This is a genomic window from Photobacterium sp. GJ3, from assembly GCF_018199995.1.
In the GTDB taxonomy this organism is placed as follows: domain Bacteria; phylum Pseudomonadota; class Gammaproteobacteria; order Enterobacterales; family Vibrionaceae; genus Photobacterium.
On record NZ_CP073578.1, the window covers coordinates 909,666 to 928,751 of the forward strand.

Consider the following 19,086-nt stretch of genomic DNA (forward strand, 5'->3'; position numbering starts at 1 on the left):
ACGCCAAATCGAGTGGTATTTAGGGGAGGTGCCTTATGCTAAATAAAGAACTTGAAACCAGTCTCAATGGTGCTTTTGCAAGAGCAAGGGAAAAACGCCATGAGTTTATGACGGTTGAGCATCTGTTACTGGCGCTACTGGAGAATCCTGCTGCCCAGGAATCCCTACTCGCCTGCCGGGCGAATCTTGACACCCTACGTAAAGAATTAGACGCATTCATTGAACAAACCACACCGTTAATTCCTGCGGATGATGAGAGCCGTGAAACTCAGCCTACGCTGAGCTTCCAGCGTGTTTTACAACGGGCCGTATTCCATGTTCAGTCTTCCGGACGCAGTGAAGTCACCGGGGCGAATGTGTTGGTGGCCATCTTTAGTGAGCAGGAATCCCATGCGGCATACCTGCTGAAGAAAAGTGATATCAGCCGTCTGGATGTTGTGAATTTCATTTCTCACGGCACGGTCAAAGACAGCGAAAACGATGATCTGAATCAGTCGGATGTGAATGCTGACGATCCGCGTGCGGAAGGCGGAGAAGATCGTCTGGAAAACTTTGCAACCAATCTCAATCAACTGGCCCGGGCGGGCGCGATTGATCCCTTGATTGGCCGGGAATATGAGCTGGAACGTACTGTTCAGGTCTTATGCCGCCGCCGGAAGAATAACCCACTGCTGGTGGGTGAGGCCGGGGTGGGGAAAACAGCGATTGCGGAAGGCCTTGCCTGGAGAATCGTGGAAGGGCAGGTGCCGGATATTATCAGCGATTGTGTCATTTATTCACTGGATATTGGCTCATTGCTGGCAGGCACGAAGTATCGGGGTGATTTCGAAAAACGCTTTAAAGCGATTTTGAAGCAACTCGAAAAAGAAGAAAAAGCGGTCCTGTTCATTGATGAGATCCATACCATCATTGGTGCCGGTGCGGCCTCCGGTGGTCAGGTGGATGCAGCCAATCTGATTAAACCCCTGTTGAGCAGCGGCAAAATCCGTTGTATGGGATCGACCACCTATCAGGAATACAACAATATCTTTGAAAAAGAGCGTGCACTGGCCCGCCGCTTCCAGAAGATTGACATTGTGGAACCTTCTCTGGATGACACCACCAAAATCCTGATGGGGCTGAAGCCGAAATATGAAGCGCATCATGAAGTGCGCTACACCAACAAAGCCATTCGTGCTGCGGTTGAACTGTCAGCCAAGTATATCAACGAGCGTCATTTGCCAGATAAAGCGATTGATGTGATTGATGAGGCGGGCGCGCGTTGTCGTCTGGCACCGGCGAGTAAGCGGAAGAAGACGATCAATGTCAGTGACATTGAAGCCATGATTGCCCGGATTGCCCGGATTCCTGAGAAATCAGTGTCTTCCAGTGATAAAGAAGTGCTGCAAAAACTGGACAGCAAGCTGAAAATGCTGGTGTTTGGTCAGGATCCGGCCATCGATGCGCTGACTGAGGTTATCAAGTTGAGCCGTGCGGGACTGGGGGCTGATAACAAACCGGTGGGTTCCTTCCTGTTTGCCGGTCCGACTGGCGTGGGTAAAACGGAAGTGACGGTTCAGCTGGCGAAAATTCTTGGCATTGAGTTGCTGCGGTTTGATATGTCTGAGTACATGGAGCGTCATACGGTCAGCCGTTTGATCGGTGCGCCTCCGGGCTATGTCGGGTTTGATCAGGGGGATTGTTAACAGATGCTGTGATTAAACATCCACATTCTGTCGTTCTGCTCGATGAGATTGAAAAAGCCCACCCGGATGTCTTTAACCTGCTGTTGCAGGTGATGGATAACGGGACACTGACCGATAACAACGGCCGTAAAGCCGATTTCCGTAACGTGATTCTGGTGATGACCACCAATGCTGGTGTTCAGGAAACCGTGCGTAAATCGATTGGTCTGGTTCAGCAGGACCACAGCCATGATGCCATGTCGGAAATCAAACGTGTCTTTGCGCCAGAGTTCCGGAACCGTTTGGATAACATCATTTGGTTTAACCATCTTGAAAAAGATGTCATCAATCAGGTTGTTGATAAGTTCATCGTTGAATTGCAGGCCCAGTTGGATGCGCGTGGCGTGTCGATGGAAGTCTCCAACGAAGCGCGTGAATGGCTGGCAAACAAAGGGTATGACAAATCCATGGGGGCACGTCCGATGGCTCGGGTGATTCAGGAAAATCTGAAAAAACCGATGGCAAACGAATTACTCTTTGGATGTCTGACCAATGGCGGTTCAGTCCGGGTCGATCTGAAAGACGATGGGACGCTGGATTTCCGCTTCAGCAGCGAAATGGAACCTGCTCACTAAGTCAGGAAAGTAAGATAAAACAAACGGGACCTCTGGGTCCCGTTTTTTATGCGTTCGGTCTCATCAAAGATGAGCACTGATGTTTTCAGCAAAAAGCCAGAAAAGAAATGTCCGGCTCAGAGCAATTAGCGCGAACGGAAGACGATGCGGCCTTTAGACAGGTCGTAAGGAGTCAGTTCAACTGTGACCTTATCGCCAGTCAGAATACGGATGTAGTTTTTGCGCATTTTACCGGAAATGTGTGCAGTCACGACGTGACCGTTTTCCAGTTCTACGCGGAACATAGTATTAGGTAGTGTATCGAGTACAGTACCTTGCATTTCAATTACGTCTTCTTTTGCCATTGAATCCTCTTAGGCTACCGTGCCTTGCTTCTGATTGGGCCGGATAATGCCTTGAAACTGTTTAAGTGTAAAGTTCAGGCCCGCAATTTTACCCTCGCTGCCTCTCTTTGTCAGCTATTGTTGCAAACTTCATTTCTTTCCAGTGTTTTGGCGGGGTTAAGGGCAGATCATGGACTGCCATTTTCCCTGAACGAGCTTTTGGTAGGGCTTATACCGGGTTTTATAGTTCATCGCCGGGCAATCATCAATTTGATAGCCGGGATAGAGCCAGCGCCGTCCGGTTTCCCGACAGTAGTCAATCTGCTTCAGTACACACAGGGTACCCAGTGAGAGAGGATGGTTCGGGTCAAAGAAGGTATAGACGGCACTCAGGGCCTGATCAAGAAAATCTGTCACGGCAATCGCGATGAGCCGGTCATCTTCATAGAGATGTAAAAAGTAGGTTTCCATCCAGTTGGCCTGACTGAACTCAAAAAATTGCTGCCGGTTGGCCGGGTACATTGCGCCATGTGCATGACGTTGGCGGATATACTGCTCATAGAGGGGAAACCAGTCTTCATCCAGCGTTGGCTTAAATTCTGCCCTGAAACCAGCCAGTTGTTTTTGCTGGCGTTTTTGCGTTTTGCTCGGAGCGAAGTGATCACAATCAATGCGTAAAGGCGTGCAAGCCTGACAGTGCTCGCACATCGGTTTATAAATCGCCTGTCCGCTGCGGCGAAATCCACTGCCCAGTAATGCGCTGTACCCGGAGACGGTCAGCCAGCGATGATCAATGACCACACCCAGCTGTTCCTGCTGTTCGGGAAGATAACTGCAATTGATCACTGGCGTAAAACCCAGGCGAATACTTGGAAGACTCATGATCTTTTTACAACGTAATGAGTTGAGGTGTATAACAGTCTGCTGTAAGTATGGCGCATTTCATGTGTGCCAGGCTTTTCAAAAATGCGTCACGGGGAAGTTCCTGTGCGCCCAGAGAAGCCAGATGAGGGTTCATGATCTGGCAGTCAATCAGCTGGCCTTGATGCGCGCTGAAGTGCTCGCAAAATTGCCACAGCGCGATTTTGGACGCATTATCGGCCAGCGAAAACATGGATTCACCACAAAAGACGGCGCCGACGCTGATCCCGTACAGTCCGCCGATGAGCTGGCCGTCTTGCCAGACTTCGACAGAATGACAGTGGCCGCGGTCATGTAAATCTTTATATGCCTGAATCATGGCGGGGGTTATCCAGGTTGCATCCTCGCCACGGCTGAAAGCACATTGCTCGATGACCTGATGACAGGCATGATTCAGTGTGATCTGATAGCCTGACTTCCGGTAAAATTTTCTCAGGCTTTTGCTGGGCTTGAACTGATCCGGCACGATGACAGCGCGGGGCGTGGGGCTCCACCAAAGCAAGGGCTCACCTTCAGCGTACCAAGGAAAAATGCCTTGCTGGTAAGCCTGGATGAGACGCCGGACACTGAGATCGCCCCCGAAAGCCAGTAAACCGTTGGGATCGTCCAGAGCAGTATCCGGATGCGGAAATTGTAAATCGACCGGGTCGAGTTCAGGCAAATATAGAGCCATATCAATACTATCTAGGTGGAGAAAATCCGATGAAAAAGTGGTTACTGATCGCGTTGCTGTTTCCACTCATGTTGCAAGCAGCACCGTATAACCGTAATCAGGCCCGACCGGTGAATCAGGTCGTTTTCGGCCAGTTAGAATCAGTACGTTATATTACTCAGCAGGAAATGGTCAACTCCCGTCACAATGGCTGGGAAACCTTACTGGGGGCTGTCGTCGGCGGGTTGATCGGAAACCAGTTTGGTGGTGGGCATGGCCGGGAGGTTGCCACTGCAGTTGGGGCCATGATTGGCGCCGGTGCGGCCTATCAGCAACAAGATATCGGCCAGAAGATCAGGCAGTACAAACTGGTGGAATTACTGATTCAAACGGAAGCAGGGAAATTGGTGGATGTGATTCAGGATGTGGACCCAGACATGATTTTTCAGTCGGGTGACAATGTTCGCATTCTGTATTTTGATGAAGGGGTTCGTGTCGACCGAACGTATCCTTAAATAAAAAAGGCTCTGGTATTTTCCAGAGCCTTTTTATCTGTGGTCTGAAACCTTAAATCCGGTTCCACAGCTGGCTGTAGCGCCCTTGCTGTGCCATCAGTTCATGATGGTTTCCACGTTCAATGATCTTGCCTTCATCCATCAGGCAGATTTGATCCATGGCTTCCAGACCCACAAGACGGTGGGTGATGAACACCACGGTTTTATCGGCCATATGCTCAAACAGCAGGGCCAGAATTTGCTGCTCTGTCCTGCGGTCCAGACCTTCAGTCGGTTCATCCAGCAGCATGACAGGGGCGTTATGCAGCAAAGCCCGTGCAATACCAAGCCGACGTCGTTCACCGCCTGAAATCTGGCGACCGCCATCACCCAACCAGGTATCCAGACCATTGCCTTCCAGCAATTTCTGCAAGCCGACTTTGGACAGCGTAGCCGACAGTTCTTCCTCTGATGCATCAGGTTTAGCCAGCAGCAGGTTGTCACGGACGGTGCCGTTAAAGAGATCTACACGCTGACTGACGACACTGATTGCTGCTCTCAGCGAACTTTCCTGCCACTGTGGTAATGGCACACCATCCAGGGTGATTCGCCCTTGTTGCGGATCCCAGTTTCGGGTCAGGAGTTGCAGCAGGGTTGATTTACCGCAGCCTGTCCGACCGAGCAGAGCCAGTTTTTGCCCGGCTTTCAGTTCAAGCGACACCTGATCCAGAACGGTTTGAGTGCTGTTGTAATAGGCAAACTGAACCTGTTCGACCTGAATCTCGCCTTTTACCCGAGCCTGATGACCGTTCGGATCAAATGCCGTATCTGGTGTGGCATGAATAATTTCATTCAAGCGTCTGGCTGATGTCAGTGTCTGTCCCAGATACTGGAACGCACCAGCAACAGGCATCATGAGTTCAAAACTGGCCATGGTGGCAAAAGCAACCAGCGCAATCATGGGATCAGGCGTATTACCTCCCACGCCGTCGGCAGCCAGCCAGATCATCAGAACCAGCGTCCAGCCCGTTGCCAGCAGCAGCATGGCATTGGCCAGACCGGTCAGGCTGGCCATCCGGCGCTGGGCCAAGAGCAAGGATTGCTGTTCATTCAGTGTTTGCTCACGATAACCGGGCTCAGCGTTAAAGAGCAGCAGCTCGGCTTGTCCCTGAATCCAGTCCAGCAACCGGATACGGAAACCGGCTTTGGCCATGGTGAGGGTTTCGCCGTGCTTTTTCCCTAGCAGGTAGAACAGCACGGGCAGGGCAAACATCAGGGTCAGCAGGACGGCACCCAGAATCAGAGCCAGCTCAGGATCAAACCAGTACAGAAAGCCACAAATGGCCAGCAGTGCAATCACCCCGATGATCAGCGGGCTGATCAGGCGCAGATACACGTGATCCATGGCATCGACATCGGCAACCAACCGGTTGAGCAGATCGGCATCGCGCAAGTTGGTTTGGCGGCCCGGGATCAAGGGTGTCAGTTTTCTGAAAAAGAAAATCCGTAAGTCAGCCAGCAGCTTAAAGGTCGCGTTGTGGCTGACAACACGCTCTCCCCATCGACCGGCAGTTCGGGCCAGAGAAAATCCACGAACGCCAGCGGCAGGCAGCATGTAATTGAACGTTTCGCGGGCAATGGTTAAACCGGCAACGGCAGAGGCTGCCAGAAACCAGCCGGACAAAGTCAGCAGGCTCATGGCGGACAGCACGGTGGCCAAGCCCAGTAACATGCCCAGGGTCAGACCGAACCAGTGGCGGCGATATAATTTCAGGTAAGGGATTAAATCACGCATCGAGATCCCTCTTGTCAGTGTGCGATAACATGTCAGCCAGCAAACCTTCCTGACTGATCTGGCTGAAGTGACCTTGCTGAACAATCTGGCCGTTTTCCATCACCAGCACCGTATCCATCCCGGCAAGCTGATCCAGACGATGGCTGATCATCAGCGCTGTCTGACCTTGTGTTGCCTGATTCAGACTTTGCTGGACCAGACGCTCGCTGTTGGCATCCAGGCTCGCTGTCGGCTCATCCAGCAGCCAGAAACTGCCGTTTTGCAGCAGGGCACGGGCCAGAGCCAGACGCTGGGCCTGACCCACCGACAAGCCAGCAGAGCGATCACCAACCGGATGGTCATAGCCACGCGCCAGACGCTCGATAAATTCGTGTGCGAAAGCCTGTTCTGCCACCTGACGAATCTGTGCATCAGTGGCTTGCGGGTTGCCGAGGACGATGTTGTCTTTGATGCTGCCGTGAATCAGCAGTGGGTTTTGGCCCACCCAACTGATCGCCTGTCGCCACTGAACCGGATCAAGTTCGCGCAGTTCAGTGCCGTTGATTTCAATACTGCCTTCATACGGCAGGAAGCCTAAGAGCGCATTCAGCAGGCTGGTTTTACCGGCACCGCTCGGGCCGACCAGTGCGACTTGCTGATGGGCGTTGACATCAAAACTTAAGGGGCCTGCCAGTACTTGACCCTGCGGGCTTAGCACATTGACCTCCCGGAGGCGGATAGCAATGGTATCAGGGGTATTCAGAGGCTGATCGCCGTGACTCATGTTATCCGCTTCCGTATTGAGGAAGGTCACAATAGATTCGGCGGCACCAATGGCCTGCGCTTTGGCATGATAAAAAGTACCCAGATCCCGCAAAGGCTGGTAGAACTCAGGCGCCAGCAGCAGAATGAAGAAACCGGTAAACAGTGTAATCGGCACACCGTAGTGACCAAAATTCAGCTCGCCGATAAAGGAGAAACCAAAGTATACGGCCACCAGCGCGATGGAAATCGCGGTGAAAAACTCCAGCACAGCAGAGGACAGAAACGCCAGTCGCAGCACTTCCATGGTGCGTTTACGGAGTACGTCTGCAGCATCGTGCAGATTTTCTGCTTCGGCTTCGGCACGGTCAAACAGGCGCAGCGTCGCCAGACCCTGCAGGCGATCGTAAAAATGACCGGATAAACGTTGCATGGCCGTAAAGTTACGGCGGCTGGCATCTGCGGCACCAATACCAACCAGTGCCATAAACAGCGGCACCAGCGGGGCTGTGATCAGGAAAATCAGACCGGCAGCCCAGTTGAACGGGAAGACGGCGATCAGAATGACCAGTGGGATCAGCACCGACAAGGCCATCTGTGGGATATAACGGGCGAAGAAATCCTGCATTTCTTCAACCTGCTCCAGAATCAGGCTGGCCCAGGAACCCGCCGGACGGCCTTTGATAAAGGCTGGACCGAGCTGATGCAGGCGGTTGATGATCAGGGTGCGGATGTGGATCCTGATTTCTTCTCCGCATCGGTAACCGGCAACTTCTCGTCCCCAACTGCAGGCTGCCCGTAAAGCGACAGTCAGGACCAGGCCGATGAAATACGGCACCAGCTGGTGCTTATCCGTCTGTTCAATGACGAGTTGCTGAAGTATATAAGCGAGCAAACCAGCCTGAGCAACAAGGAGCAGGCCAGAGAGAAATCCCATGCCGACACTCAGCATCAGCCACGGTTTCGCGAGCTTGCTTTGCGATTTTAACCACTTGGTCAACTCGCGCTGTAATTGTTTATCCATCTTTTAATAGCGCTGTATGGTTTGTCGAATTCCGGTTTCCCAACGGGGGAAGGCAAACAGGCCGCGTACGATTGCCGCGGCCGTCGTGTGTCTTACTTGGCGATTGCATCCAGATAGCGTTCAGCATCCAGCGCAGCCATACAGCCGGTACCTGCAGAGGTAATGGCCTGACGATACACGTGATCCATCACATCACCGGCAGCAAACACACCCGGAACACTGGTTTGTGTTGCATTGCCCTCAAGTCCGGACTGAACTTTGATGTAACCGTTTTCCATGGTCAGCTGACCTTCAAAGATACCGGTATTTGGCTGATGGCCAATCGCAATGAACACACCCATGACTTCCAGTGTCTCTGTGGCATCGGATTGGGTCTCTTTCAGGCGGACAGCCGTCACACCCATGTCGTCGCCAAGTACTTCATCCAGCGTCCGGTCGGTGTGCAGGATGATATTGCCGTTGTTGACTTTATCCATCAGGCGGTCGATGAGAATTTTCTCTGCCCGGAAAGTATCCCGGCGATGAACCAGATGAACTTCAGAAGCAATGTTTGCCAGATACAGCGCTTCCTCCACTGCGGTGTTCCCACCACCCACCACAGCCACTTTCTGGTTGCGGTAGAAGAAACCGTCACAGGTCGCACAGGCCGACACGCCGCGTCCCTGAAATGCTTGTTCTGAATCCAGACCGATGTACTTGGCGGATGCGCCTGTGGCAATAATCAGTGCATCACAGGTGTATTCCCCGTTGTCGCCTTTCAGGAGGAACGGGCGCTGGCTGAAATCAGTCTCGTTAATGTGATCAAAGATGATTTCAGTATTGAATTTCTCGGCGTGCGCTTTCATGCGCTCCATCAGGGCCGGGCCGGTCAGGCCTTCAGCATCACCGGGCCAGTTTTCGACTTCTGTGGTAGTGGTCAGCTGGCCGCCTTGCTGCATGCCAGTAATCATGACTGGATTGAGATTGGCACGGGCCGCGTAAACAGCTGCCGTATAACCGGCAGGGCCAGAACCGAGGATGAGTAGTTTACTGTGTTTGACGTTACTCATTGTTTCTCCAGACTAAGTCAGCATCACGTATTCGTAAGGCATCGATTGTATGGAAATTACTGAAGTAAAGAAAGTGCAGACCCGGGTTCTGCAACAATCTGAAGTAAAAAGCGCTGAATTCTAAGATTCAGCGCCAGAGCGGAAAAATGCGGGTTATGGTGTTTAATGCATACTTAAAGCAACGGTCGGATCGGTATAGTGAAGCTTGAACGCATCGGCGACCTCCCGGCAGGTGATTTTGCCGTGAATCACGTTCAGTCCGGCCAGAAATCCAGGATCGTCCTGCAGTGCCTGTTTGTAACCTTTGCCGGCCAGTTGAATAATGTAGGGCAGCGTTGCATTGTTCAGTGCAAATGCAGAAGTTCTTGCGACAGCCCCCGGCATATTGGCCACACAGTAATGGACGACATGATCGACGATGAAAGTTGGATCGGTATGAGTGGTCGGATGAGAGGTTTCAAAACAGCCCCCTGGTCAATTGCCACATCGACCAGACATGAGCCATGCTTCATATCCTGAACGTGTTTTGCCGTGATTAATTTTGGTGCTGCTGCGCCCGGAATTAACACCGCGCCGATAATCACATCCATTTCAGGCACCAATCGCTCGATTAAATCTTCCGTCGAATAAAGCAGCTTCACTTTGCCTTGAAACTCGCAGTCCAGCGCCCGAAGTGTGTCCAGATTTCGATCCACGAGCGTCACATCCGCCCGCATTCCCACAGCCATTCGGGCCGCATTGGAGCCGACAACACCGCCGCCAAGAATCAGCACTTTTGCCGGGTCGACACCCGGCACACCACTGAGCAGTAAACCCCTGCCACCCTGAGAATTTTCCAGCGTTTGCGCGGCGGCCTGAACCGACATTCGCCCCGCCACTTCTGACATGGGGGCGAGCAGGGGAAGACGTCCTTTGTTGTCTTTGACCGTTTCATAAGCAATACAAATAGATTTGCTCTGAATCAGGTCTTTTGTTTGTTCATAATCCGGGGCCAGATGCAGATAAGTAAAGAGGATTTGTCCCTCGCGAAGCATTGCTCTTTCGACCGCTTGGGGTTCTTTTACTTTAATAATCAGCTCTGATCTGGTAAAAACTTCTGAAGCAGTCGAAAGAATGGTTGCCCCCGCAGACTGATAGTCTGAATCGGACAACCCTATACCTGTGCCAGCCTGGGTTTCAACGAATACCTGATGGCCCAGCGAGACAAGCTCTCTGACACTACTGGTGACAAGACCGACTCGGTATTCATGGTCTTTGATTTCTTTAGGCACACCGATGATCATGCTGTGCTCCTTGATCGTTTTAGCAGGGTTAGCTATGGACAAGGTTGAAATGACAGAGCTATTGGCAGTATAGTTTGACTAAAAGAGTATTTGATACTAAATAACTCGTAGATGTAATATATTTTATTGCAAGGAAGTAAGAAGGTGGAATAAAAAATGGTAGATACCAAAAAGAAACCCTCCAAGGAGTTGGATCGTATAGACCGCAACATTCTGAATGAACTTCAGAAAGACGGCCGAATTTCAAACGTTGAGTTGTCGAAACGCGTTGGCCTGTCACCAACCCCTTGTCTGGAGCGTGTACGTCGTCTTGAGCGTCAGGGCTATATCAGTGGTTATACTGCGCTGCTGAACCCGCAATATCTTGATGCTTCGCTGCTGGTTTTTGTAGAAATTACACTAAACCGTGGCGCGCCAGATGTGTTCGAACAGTTCAACCGTTCTGTTCAGGAGCTGGAAGACATTCAGGAATGTCATCTGGTGTCCGGTGATTTCGACTACCTGCTCAAAACCCGCGTATCGGACATGTCTGCATACCGTAAGCTGCTCGGGGAAACCCTGCTGCGCTTACCCGGTGTAAATGACACCCGGACTTACGTGGTGATGGAAGAAGTGAAGCAAACGAATAACCTGGTCATTAAAACCCGTTAAGTGTCCCTTGGGCAAACTGACCCTGAACCTGCTTCCCTAATGATTTCAAGCGGCCTTCGTGCCGCTTGAATTGTTTCTGCGGCCTGAAACTTTTTTTGTCTCATTTTGCTGAAAAAAACTGCAACTCATCCTTGAATTGACATTCAGATGAATTATTTGTGTTATCAAGCCACTACAATCAAGGTAGATGAGGGCTGACGGCGGGATGAGACACCTGCCGCACCACGGGTTTTCATACTTTGCTTCCACATTTTTTCAGGCGGGTAACATTACCAGTGAAGTGGTATAAGATAGGCCAGTAACAGCAAACATGTTGATACGTTTCATCAGCTGGGCTCCTGTTGATTTCCCCCGGCTTACAGTCAGTTTTAGCAAGACCGGAGAGTTTTTTTGAGGAAGGTAAAAGGCAAATCTCAGCCTGTACGTCTGTCGGGTGGGCAGCGTTTATTCGAGAGTTTTCTGATCATCGGTATTTTGGCCGCTGTGTATCTTATGGTCGCGCTGGTGAGCTTTGATCCGGCAGACCCGTCATGGTCTCAAACCGCTTGGGAAGGACCCGTCCAGAACAAAGCCGGTGCTTTTGGTGCGCTGGTTGCTGACACTTTCTTTTTCACATTTGGTTCTCTGGCTTATCCGTTACCGATTGTCATTCTGGGGACGACCTGGATATTTTTCCGTCGCCGTCAGGAGCCTTCATCGCCGGATCTGATGATTTACGGCACGCGCCTGCTTGGCCTGCTGGTTTTATTTCTGACCAGTTGTGGTCTGGCGGATCTCAACTTTGATGATATCTGGTATTTCTCTTCCGGTGGCGTGATCGGCGATGTCGTTGCGAATCTGACGCTGCCGCTGTTCAACCTGCTCGGCACCACGCTGGTCCTGATGTTCCTGTGGGCCGTGGGTTTTACGTTGCTGACGGGGATTTCCTGGCTGCGTGTGGTTGATGGTATCGGTGAATCGACACTGGGCATGCTGGGATGGCTACTCAATAAAATTCGCGGTGAGCAGGTGCAAACCCTGACCCCTTTTGCGGCAGAAATTCCGGATGAAAGCCAGACGGCTTACACGGCCCGATTATCACCGCCAGCAGCAGAGGAAACCGTTATCGATGACGATGACGTGTTGCTGAAACGTCCGGCAGAGCGAGTTGCTTATACACCCACGCCAATCCGAACGGCGGAGGTCTCTCCGGTGCCTGAGCCAGCGATCGCGGTTGCGACCCCGCAGAAACAGGCTCAGCCTGAACCCAAAGTGCAGCCTCAGCCTGAACCTTCAATTGTGATGCCGGAGCGCACGAAGTCAGCGCCTGTATCCAATCATCAGCCGCTGGGCACAAATCCTGAAGCGGCCGACCTGAGCATTGAAGCGCTGCAGTCACAGTTAGCCGACGATGATGATTTCAGTATCTATGACACGGAGAAAGCGCCAGAGACTGTCAATCCAACTGCTGCGAAACCCCAAGAACCCGAGGATTTGGATCCGGTGCTGGGCGATTTGTCTCTGGTTGACGAAAGTCCGCAACCGCAACCGACGCCGTCTGCTGTCGCGCAATCTCAGCTTGAGCCCCAGTCTCAGCCATCAGCGCCGCAGCAGCCTGCAGTGACCGATACGCCGCCCTGGGATTCTGAAGATGAACCTGAGAGGGATGATCATCTGCTTGCGGATGGCGAGATAGAAATTGGCGTCCATGACGGTATGTCTGAGCTGGAGCGAGCCGCTGCAGAGACCAATACCGATGAAGACGATGATGTCGCCTTTGACGACGAAGAAAGCGATGAAGAGGCTTTCCAGCGCAAGATTCGTGAGGCGCAGGAGGCACAGCAGCAACAGGCTTATGCTGCAGGTCTCGATAATCCGTTCCTGATGAAAAAAGATGTTGATTTACCCAAGCCAACTTCACCGATGCCAACACTGGATTTGCTGCAACCTCCGCAGCAGAATGTTCAGCCAACCAGTGATGAAGAGCTGAAACAGACGGCCCGGCTGGTGGAATCCAAACTGGCAGATTACAAAATTAAAGCCAAGGTTGTCGGGATTTATCCGGGGCCGGTGATTACCCGTTATGAGCTGGATCTGGCACCGGGGGTTAAAGTCAGCCGGATTTCGGGTCTGGCGAAAGACCTGGCTCGTGCACTGTCTGCGATTGCGGTTCGTGTTGTTGAAGTGATCCCGGGTAAACCTTATATCGGTCTGGAACTGCCGAATGAGGGGCGCGAAACGGTTTATATGTCCGAAGTGCTGGCCAGCGACCGATTCCTGAATATGCGCAGTGCACTGCCGATCGTACTGGGTTACGACATTGCCGGCGAAGCCGTGGTGGCGGATCTGAGCAAAATGCCGCACTTGCTGGTGGCGGGTACCACGGGTTCCGGTAAGTCTGTCGGGGTCAACGTAATGATTCTCAGCCTGCTATACAAATGTAAGCCGGAAGATTGTCGTTTCATCATGATCGACCCCAAAATGCTTGAATTGTCGATTTATGAAGGCATTCCACACCTGCTGACGGAAGTGGTCACCGACATGAAAGACGCAGGCAATGCGCTGCGCTGGTGTGTGGGTGAGATGGAACGCCGTTATAAGCTGATGGCTGCCGTGGGCGTCCGGAATCTGGCGGGCTTCAATGCCAAGCTGAAAGAAGCGGCGGCGGCGGGCCACCCAATTCACGACCCGTTGTGGCGACCTGGCGATACTTTAGACGAACATCCACCCCTGTTGGAGAAAATGCCAAGTATTGTGGTCATAGTGGATGAGTTTGCCGATTTGATGATGGTCGTCGGTAAGAAAGTGGAAGAGCTGATTGCACGACTGGCGCAAAAAGCGCGTGCATCCGGCATTCACCTGGTACTGGCAACCCAGCGGCCTTCCGTGGATGTGATCACTGGCCTGATTAAAGCCAACATTCCAAGCCGGATGGCATTTACTGTCTCGACCAAAACGGACTCACGGACAATTCTGGATCAGGGCGGGGCGGAGTCTTTGCTGGGGATGGGTGACATGCTTTATCTGCCAGCGGGTCAGAGCCATACCGTTCGGGTACACGGTGCGTTTGCATCGGATGATGATGTTCATAACGTGGTCAATGACTGGAAAGCACGCGGCAAACCTCAGTACATTGATGGCATTTTGAATGCCGATCAGGGCGCTGAAGCCATGCTGCCGGGAGAAACCTCTGCGGGTGGTGACGACGATCTGGATCAGCTGTTTGATCAGGTTGCAGCCTTTGTGGCAGAAAGCCGTCGGGGTTCAGTCTCGGGTGTTCAGCGCCGCTTTAAAATTGGTTATAACCGTGCTGCACGTATTGTCGAGCAGCTCGAAGCCCATGGCATTGTGAGCCCGCCGGGCCATAACGGGAACCGGGAAGTTCTGGCGCCCGCGCCAACAGGAGATTAATGAATGATGACAATTCAACCCGTGACAAAAACGATTCAGCGACTGTTACTGGCAGCCGCCTTGCTGCCGGGGCTGGCGTTTGCCAGCGCACAGCAGGAGCTGAGCCAGCGTTTAGGGAAAGTGGATGCCTTCAGTGCGGACTTTACGCAAAAAGTCACCAGCCCGGACGGCGAAGTTCTGGTCGAAGGTCAGGGCAAAGTTTCCGTTCAGCGGCCGAACCTGTTCCGCTGGCATGCGGACTTACCGGATGAAAACCTGCTGGTTTCTGATGGCCGTACCCTTTGGTACTACACCCCGATGGTTGAGCAGGTGACTGCAATGAAACTGGAAGATGCGACAGAACAGACGCCTTTTGTGCTGCTGATCCGCAACCAAAACCGGGATTGGGCGAAGTATCACGTTGTCCAGACCGCCGACACCTTTACCCTGACCCCGAAAGACAGCGCAGCTGTGACCGGGAAGTTTGTGGTCACGGTTGGCCAGGACGGTCAGGTCCGTGGCTTCTCGGTTGAGGAGCAGGATGGCCAGCGCAGCCAGTTCCGCTTTGCAAAATTTGCGCGCGGCATTCAAGACCGCAAACAGTATAGCTTTACGCCGCCTGCGGGGGTGGAGCTGGACGACAAGCGCTGATTGCGCTTTGGGTATACAATAGGCGAATCATCTCAGGCGGTAGACATACCGCCTTTTTCAGTTTTGGAAGGTCAGCGTGGATAACTTCAGTCTTAACTTTTCCTCGGATTTTCGACCACTTGCTGCCCGGATGCGGCCAAGGACGGTAGAAGAATATGTCGGTCAGCAGCACATTCTGGGACCGGGAAAGCCCCTGCGTCGCGCATTGGAAGCGGGCCATCTGCATTCCATGATTCTGTGGGGCCCGCCGGGGACAGGGAAAACGACGCTGGCTGAAGTTGCCGCGCATTATGCCAACGCAGAAGTTGAGCGGGTGTCCGCGGTGACCTCCGGTGTGAAAGATATTCGTGCGGCGATTGATAAAGCACATCAGAATCAGCATGCCGGTCGCAGAACCATTCTTTTTGTAGACGAGGTGCACCGCTTCAATAAAAGCCAGCAGGATGCTTTCCTGCCGCATATTGAAGACGGTACCGTTACCTTTATTGGCGCGACCACTGAAAACCCTTCTTTCGAGCTCAATAATGCCTTGTTGTCCCGGGCACGGGTTTACAAACTGAAATCCCTGACCAAAGACGACATTCTGACGGTGATTGATCAGGCGCTGGCCGATCAAACGCGCGGCGTTCAGGCGGAGCATCTGGTTTTTGCACCGGATGTGAAAGAGAGTCTGGCAGAACTGGTGAACGGTGATGCCCGAATGTCGCTGAATTATCTTGAGTTGCTGGCAGATATGGCGGAGGAAGTGCAGGGCAAGAAAGTCATGACGCTGGATTTGCTGGCCGAAGTGGCTGGAGAAAAAGTGACCCGCTTCGATAACAAAGGCGATCTCTGGTACGACATGATTTCTGCAGTGCATAAATCCATTCGGGGATCGAGTCCGGACGGGGCCTTGTACTGGTATGCCCGGATGCTGCAGGCGGGTTGCGATCCCTTGTATGTCGCCCGCCGTTTGCTGGCGATTGCTTCAGAAGATGTCGGCAATGCTGATCCCCGGGGATGCAGGTTGCGATTGCGGCCTGGGATTGTTTTACCCGGGTGGGCGCTTATGAAGGGGAACGTGCGATTGCACAGGCGATTGTGTATCTGGCCTGTGCGCCCAAAAGTAACGCTGTCTATACCGCCTTTAAACAGGCCAAAGCCGATGCCGCCAATTTACCGGATTTCGAGGTGCCGCCACATCTGAGAAATGCCCCGACGAAACTGATGAAAGATTTAGGGTACGGTGCCGAGTACCGCTACGCACATGATGAGCCCGGTGCGTACGCTGCGGGTGAGTGTTATTTACCGCCGGAAATGCAAAGTCAGCAGTATTATCAGCCGACAGAACGTGGTCTCGAGGGTAAAATTCGTGAAAAGCTGGATTATCTGGCTTCTCTGGATGCAAAAAGCCCGCAGAAACGCTATCAATAACCGGGCTTTTTGGGTATCTTTTGTGAACTCACGTTAGAAATTCTAACGTACTCAGATTTCAACTGATTTAACCCGCAATCGGGTTAAACTTTGTGCAACATTCTATGACGAGCACAGGATTAGCATGCTAGATTCAAAACTTCTTCGAACTGAGCTGGACGCGACAGCAGAAAAATTAGCGCAACGTGGATTTATCCTTGATGTAGACACCCTTCGTTCCCTGGAAGAACAACGTAAGTCGATCCAGGTTAAAACGGAAGAACTGCAGTCCCAGCGTAATTCCCGCTCGAAGTTGATTGGTCAGCTGAAAGGAAAAGGCGAGCACGAAGAAGCCGACAAAGTCATGGCTGAAGTGGCAGGTCTGGGGTCTGAACTGGATGACGCGAAAAAAGCGCTGTCTGAGATTCAGGCGCAGTTGAGCGAGATTGAAATGTCGATTCCAAACCTTGCGGATGCCTCTGCACCGATTGGAAAAGACGAAGACGAGAACGTCGAAATCTCTCGCTGGGGCGAGCCAAAGTCTTTTGATTTTGAAGTCAGAGATCACGTCGATCTGGGCGAAATGGGCGAAGGCCTGGATTTCGCCAGCGCAGTGAAGCTGTCGGGTTCACGTTTCATCGTGATGAAAGGTCAGTTTGCCCGTCTGCACCGTGCACTGGCGCAGTTTATGCTGGACCTGCACACACAAGAGCACGGCTACACCGAAATGTATGTACCGTATCTGGTGAATCACGACAGCCTGTATGGCACAGGCCAGCTGCCAAAATTTGGCGAAGACTTGTTTAACACCAAGCCTGCGACTGAAGAAGGCGTAGGTATGTCGCTGATTCCAACAGCAGAAGTGCCGCTGACGAATATGGTCCGCGATACCATCGTTGATGAAGCTGAACTGCCAATTAAGATGACTGCGCATACACCGTGTTTCCGTTCAGAAGCCGGTTCTTATGGCCGTGATACCCGTGGTTTGATCCGTATGCACCAGTTCGACAAAGTGGAACTGGTTCAGATCACCCGCCCGGAAGATTCCATGGCCGCACTGGAAGAGCTGACGGGTCAGGCTGAGAAAGTCCTGCAACTGCTGGAACTGCCATACCGTAAAGTGATTCTGTGTACCGGCGACATGGGCTTCGGCGCGATGAAGACTTACGATCTGGAAGTCTGGCTGCCAGCACAGAATACGTACCGTGAAATCTCTTCCTGCTCGAATGTGGGTGATTTCCAGGCTCGCCGGATGCAGGCGCGTTTCCGTCGTAAAGGCGAGAAGAAACCTGAGCTGGTTCATACCCTGAATGGTTCTGGTCTGGCTGTGGGTCGTACCATGGTTGCTGTGCTGGAAAACTACCAGCAAGCGGATGGCCGGATTGAAATCCCTGAAGTACTGCGTCCTTACATGGGTGGCCAGACACATATCGGCTGATCACCGACGCCATGAATTGAGAATCAAGAACCCAGCCAATTGGCTGGGTTCTTTTTTGTCCGGCATTCAGGCCTGAAGTTGCTTTGGCTCAGCCTTGATTTGTTCGTGGCTGAATTTTGCGAGTAATGGCGTCAGACTCGCCTGGATATCATTGGGAAAGTCTTCAATGGACAGTCCGTGCGCGATCTCCATTAGTTTGGCATCGAACAGGTAAAAAATGTGGTCCGACAGACTCAGTGAAAACTTGTACAGTGCCAGTCTGCAGGCTTTGGTGGCGGTTGTGCTGTTGAGCAGTGTTGTTAAATCCTGCTCCAACTGATCGGCCATTAATGACGGGCCCGGAACTTTCAGCATCAGATTCATCTGGCCCAGACGACGCTGCAGCAAATGCAGATGACGCCGGAGCAATATTTCTTCTTTATGATTCTCGGGGTGAAACGAGCCCACGGTTGCCCGGAATTGTGCCAGCGTATCGAGTGCATTCAGGGTTACCGGCCAGAACTGCTGATACTGTTCGAACAGGTTGGGTCTATCGGCCAGCAGCATAGATGTTGTCAGATGATCGTCAATCAGGTACATCGCATGTCGGATACTTTTGCCATGAATGGCCTGATTGCGTGACAAAGAATACCGCGGCCATTCATTTGCCAGTTGTTGCAGGTTCTGATGCAGAATCCGGTACATCGGTTTTTGTTCCAGGCTGGCCTGGCTGACCAACTGGTTGCTCAAATGTTGAATGGCGTCCTGCTCTGTCCATTCAGGGATTGTCATCTCTGAGTGTTTCATCAGCTGGCTGTGGGTCAGACGCCTGTGTTGGCGTAACAACTGAATGAGCTGTCGCAGTCCGAGGATCTGGTCGAAATGGGCTTCGGTTTGTGCCAGTTGCTGCTTGTTGTAGAAGTACCAGACGGTGAGGGCCAGCACTGTGAGTGTTAAACCGAGAATGATCCACATATCGATTCCTTAGATGCCCGGTGGACGGCATAGTTACTTTGTTGTTCCTC

The 19,086-nt window shown here is 52.3% G+C and carries 12 protein-coding genes and 3 pseudogenes; 7 read left to right on the plus strand and 8 right to left on the minus strand.

Annotated features, from left to right (window positions below; translation table 11 throughout):
• Positions 1 to 35: 35 nt before the first annotated feature.
• Positions 36 to 2,299, plus strand: a pseudogene (clpA, locus tag KDD30_RS04115) (ATP-dependent Clp protease ATP-binding subunit ClpA).
• A 125-nt stretch (positions 2,300 to 2,424) separates the two neighbouring features.
• Here the strand turns inward: clpA and infA are convergent.
• The 3 genes from infA to aat form a co-directional block, all read right to left on the minus strand.
• Positions 2,425 to 2,643 (minus strand): translation initiation factor IF-1, encoded by a 219-nt coding sequence (gene infA, locus KDD30_RS04120; RefSeq protein WP_027252769.1) that lies wholly within the window; start codon positions 2,641 to 2,643, stop codon positions 2,425 to 2,427.
• A gap of 156 nt (positions 2,644 to 2,799) precedes the next feature.
• A complete protein-coding gene (locus KDD30_RS04125; protein ID WP_211647524.1) occupies positions 2,800 to 3,504 on the minus strand; it encodes an arginyltransferase in 705 nt (234 codons plus the stop codon).
• 7 nt (positions 3,505 to 3,511) lie between these two features.
• Positions 3,512 to 4,216: a leucyl/phenylalanyl-tRNA--protein transferase gene (gene aat / locus KDD30_RS04130; protein ID WP_211647525.1), complete on the minus strand. Its 705-nt coding sequence runs from the start codon at positions 4,214 to 4,216 to the stop codon at positions 3,512 to 3,514.
• A gap of 29 nt (positions 4,217 to 4,245) precedes the next feature.
• On the opposite strand from aat, the gene KDD30_RS04135 reads away from it, so the two are divergent.
• Positions 4,246 to 4,710 carry a glycine zipper 2TM domain-containing protein gene (locus tag KDD30_RS04135; RefSeq protein WP_211647526.1) on the plus strand — a complete coding sequence of 155 codons (465 nt, stop codon included), beginning with the start codon at positions 4,246 to 4,248 and terminating at the stop codon, positions 4,708 to 4,710.
• Positions 4,711 to 4,762: 52 nt separating this feature from the next.
• On the opposite strand, the gene cydC is transcribed toward KDD30_RS04135, so the two are convergent.
• The 4 genes and pseudogenes from cydC to ald form a co-directional block, all read right to left on the minus strand.
• Positions 4,763 to 6,484, minus strand: a complete 1,722-nt coding sequence (gene cydC / locus KDD30_RS04140; protein WP_211647527.1) for a cysteine/glutathione ABC transporter ATP-binding protein/permease CydC — start codon at positions 6,482 to 6,484, stop codon at positions 4,763 to 4,765.
• Positions 6,477 to 8,249: a cysteine/glutathione ABC transporter permease/ATP-binding protein CydD gene (gene cydD / locus KDD30_RS04145; protein WP_211647528.1), complete on the minus strand. Its 1,773-nt coding sequence runs from the start codon at positions 8,247 to 8,249 to the stop codon at positions 6,477 to 6,479. Before cydD ends, cydC begins: the two co-directional genes overlap by 8 nt.
• A gap of 92 nt (positions 8,250 to 8,341) precedes the next feature.
• Positions 8,342 to 9,298: a thioredoxin-disulfide reductase gene (trxB, locus tag KDD30_RS04150; protein ID WP_211647529.1), complete on the minus strand. Its 957-nt coding sequence runs from the start codon at positions 9,296 to 9,298 to the stop codon at positions 8,342 to 8,344.
• A 162-nt stretch (positions 9,299 to 9,460) separates the two neighbouring features.
• Positions 9,461 to 10,581, minus strand: a pseudogene (gene ald / locus KDD30_RS04155) (alanine dehydrogenase).
• A gap of 156 nt (positions 10,582 to 10,737) precedes the next feature.
• Between ald and lrp the strand changes: the two are divergent.
• The 5 genes and pseudogenes from lrp (at position 10,738) to serS (ending at position 18,082) form a co-directional block, all read left to right on the plus strand.
• Positions 10,738 to 11,232, plus strand: a complete 495-nt coding sequence (gene lrp, locus KDD30_RS04160; protein WP_027252761.1) for a leucine-responsive transcriptional regulator Lrp — start codon at positions 10,738 to 10,740, stop codon at positions 11,230 to 11,232.
• 390 nt (positions 11,233 to 11,622) lie between these two features.
• Positions 11,623 to 14,622 (plus strand): DNA translocase FtsK 4TM domain-containing protein, encoded by a 3,000-nt coding sequence (locus tag KDD30_RS04165; RefSeq protein WP_211647530.1) that lies wholly within the window; start codon positions 11,623 to 11,625, stop codon positions 14,620 to 14,622.
• Between the two features lie 33 nt (positions 14,623 to 14,655).
• Positions 14,656 to 15,252 (plus strand): outer membrane lipoprotein chaperone LolA, encoded by a 597-nt coding sequence (gene lolA / locus KDD30_RS04170; RefSeq protein ID WP_371826080.1) that lies wholly within the window; start codon positions 14,656 to 14,658, stop codon positions 15,250 to 15,252.
• A 76-nt stretch (positions 15,253 to 15,328) separates the two neighbouring features.
• Positions 15,329 to 16,665, plus strand: a pseudogene (locus KDD30_RS04175) (replication-associated recombination protein A).
• A 124-nt stretch (positions 16,666 to 16,789) separates the two neighbouring features.
• Positions 16,790 to 18,082, plus strand: coding sequence for a serine--tRNA ligase (serS, locus tag KDD30_RS04180; RefSeq protein WP_211647531.1), 1,293 nt, complete (start codon positions 16,790 to 16,792; stop codon positions 18,080 to 18,082).
• Between the two features lie 66 nt (positions 18,083 to 18,148).
• Here the strand turns inward: serS and KDD30_RS04185 are convergent, their stop codons facing one another.
• Positions 18,149 to 19,036 carry a hypothetical protein gene (locus KDD30_RS04185; protein WP_211647532.1) on the minus strand — a complete coding sequence of 296 codons (888 nt, stop codon included), beginning with the start codon at positions 19,034 to 19,036 and terminating at the stop codon, positions 18,149 to 18,151.
• Between the last annotated feature and the right edge of the window lie 50 nt (positions 19,037 to 19,086).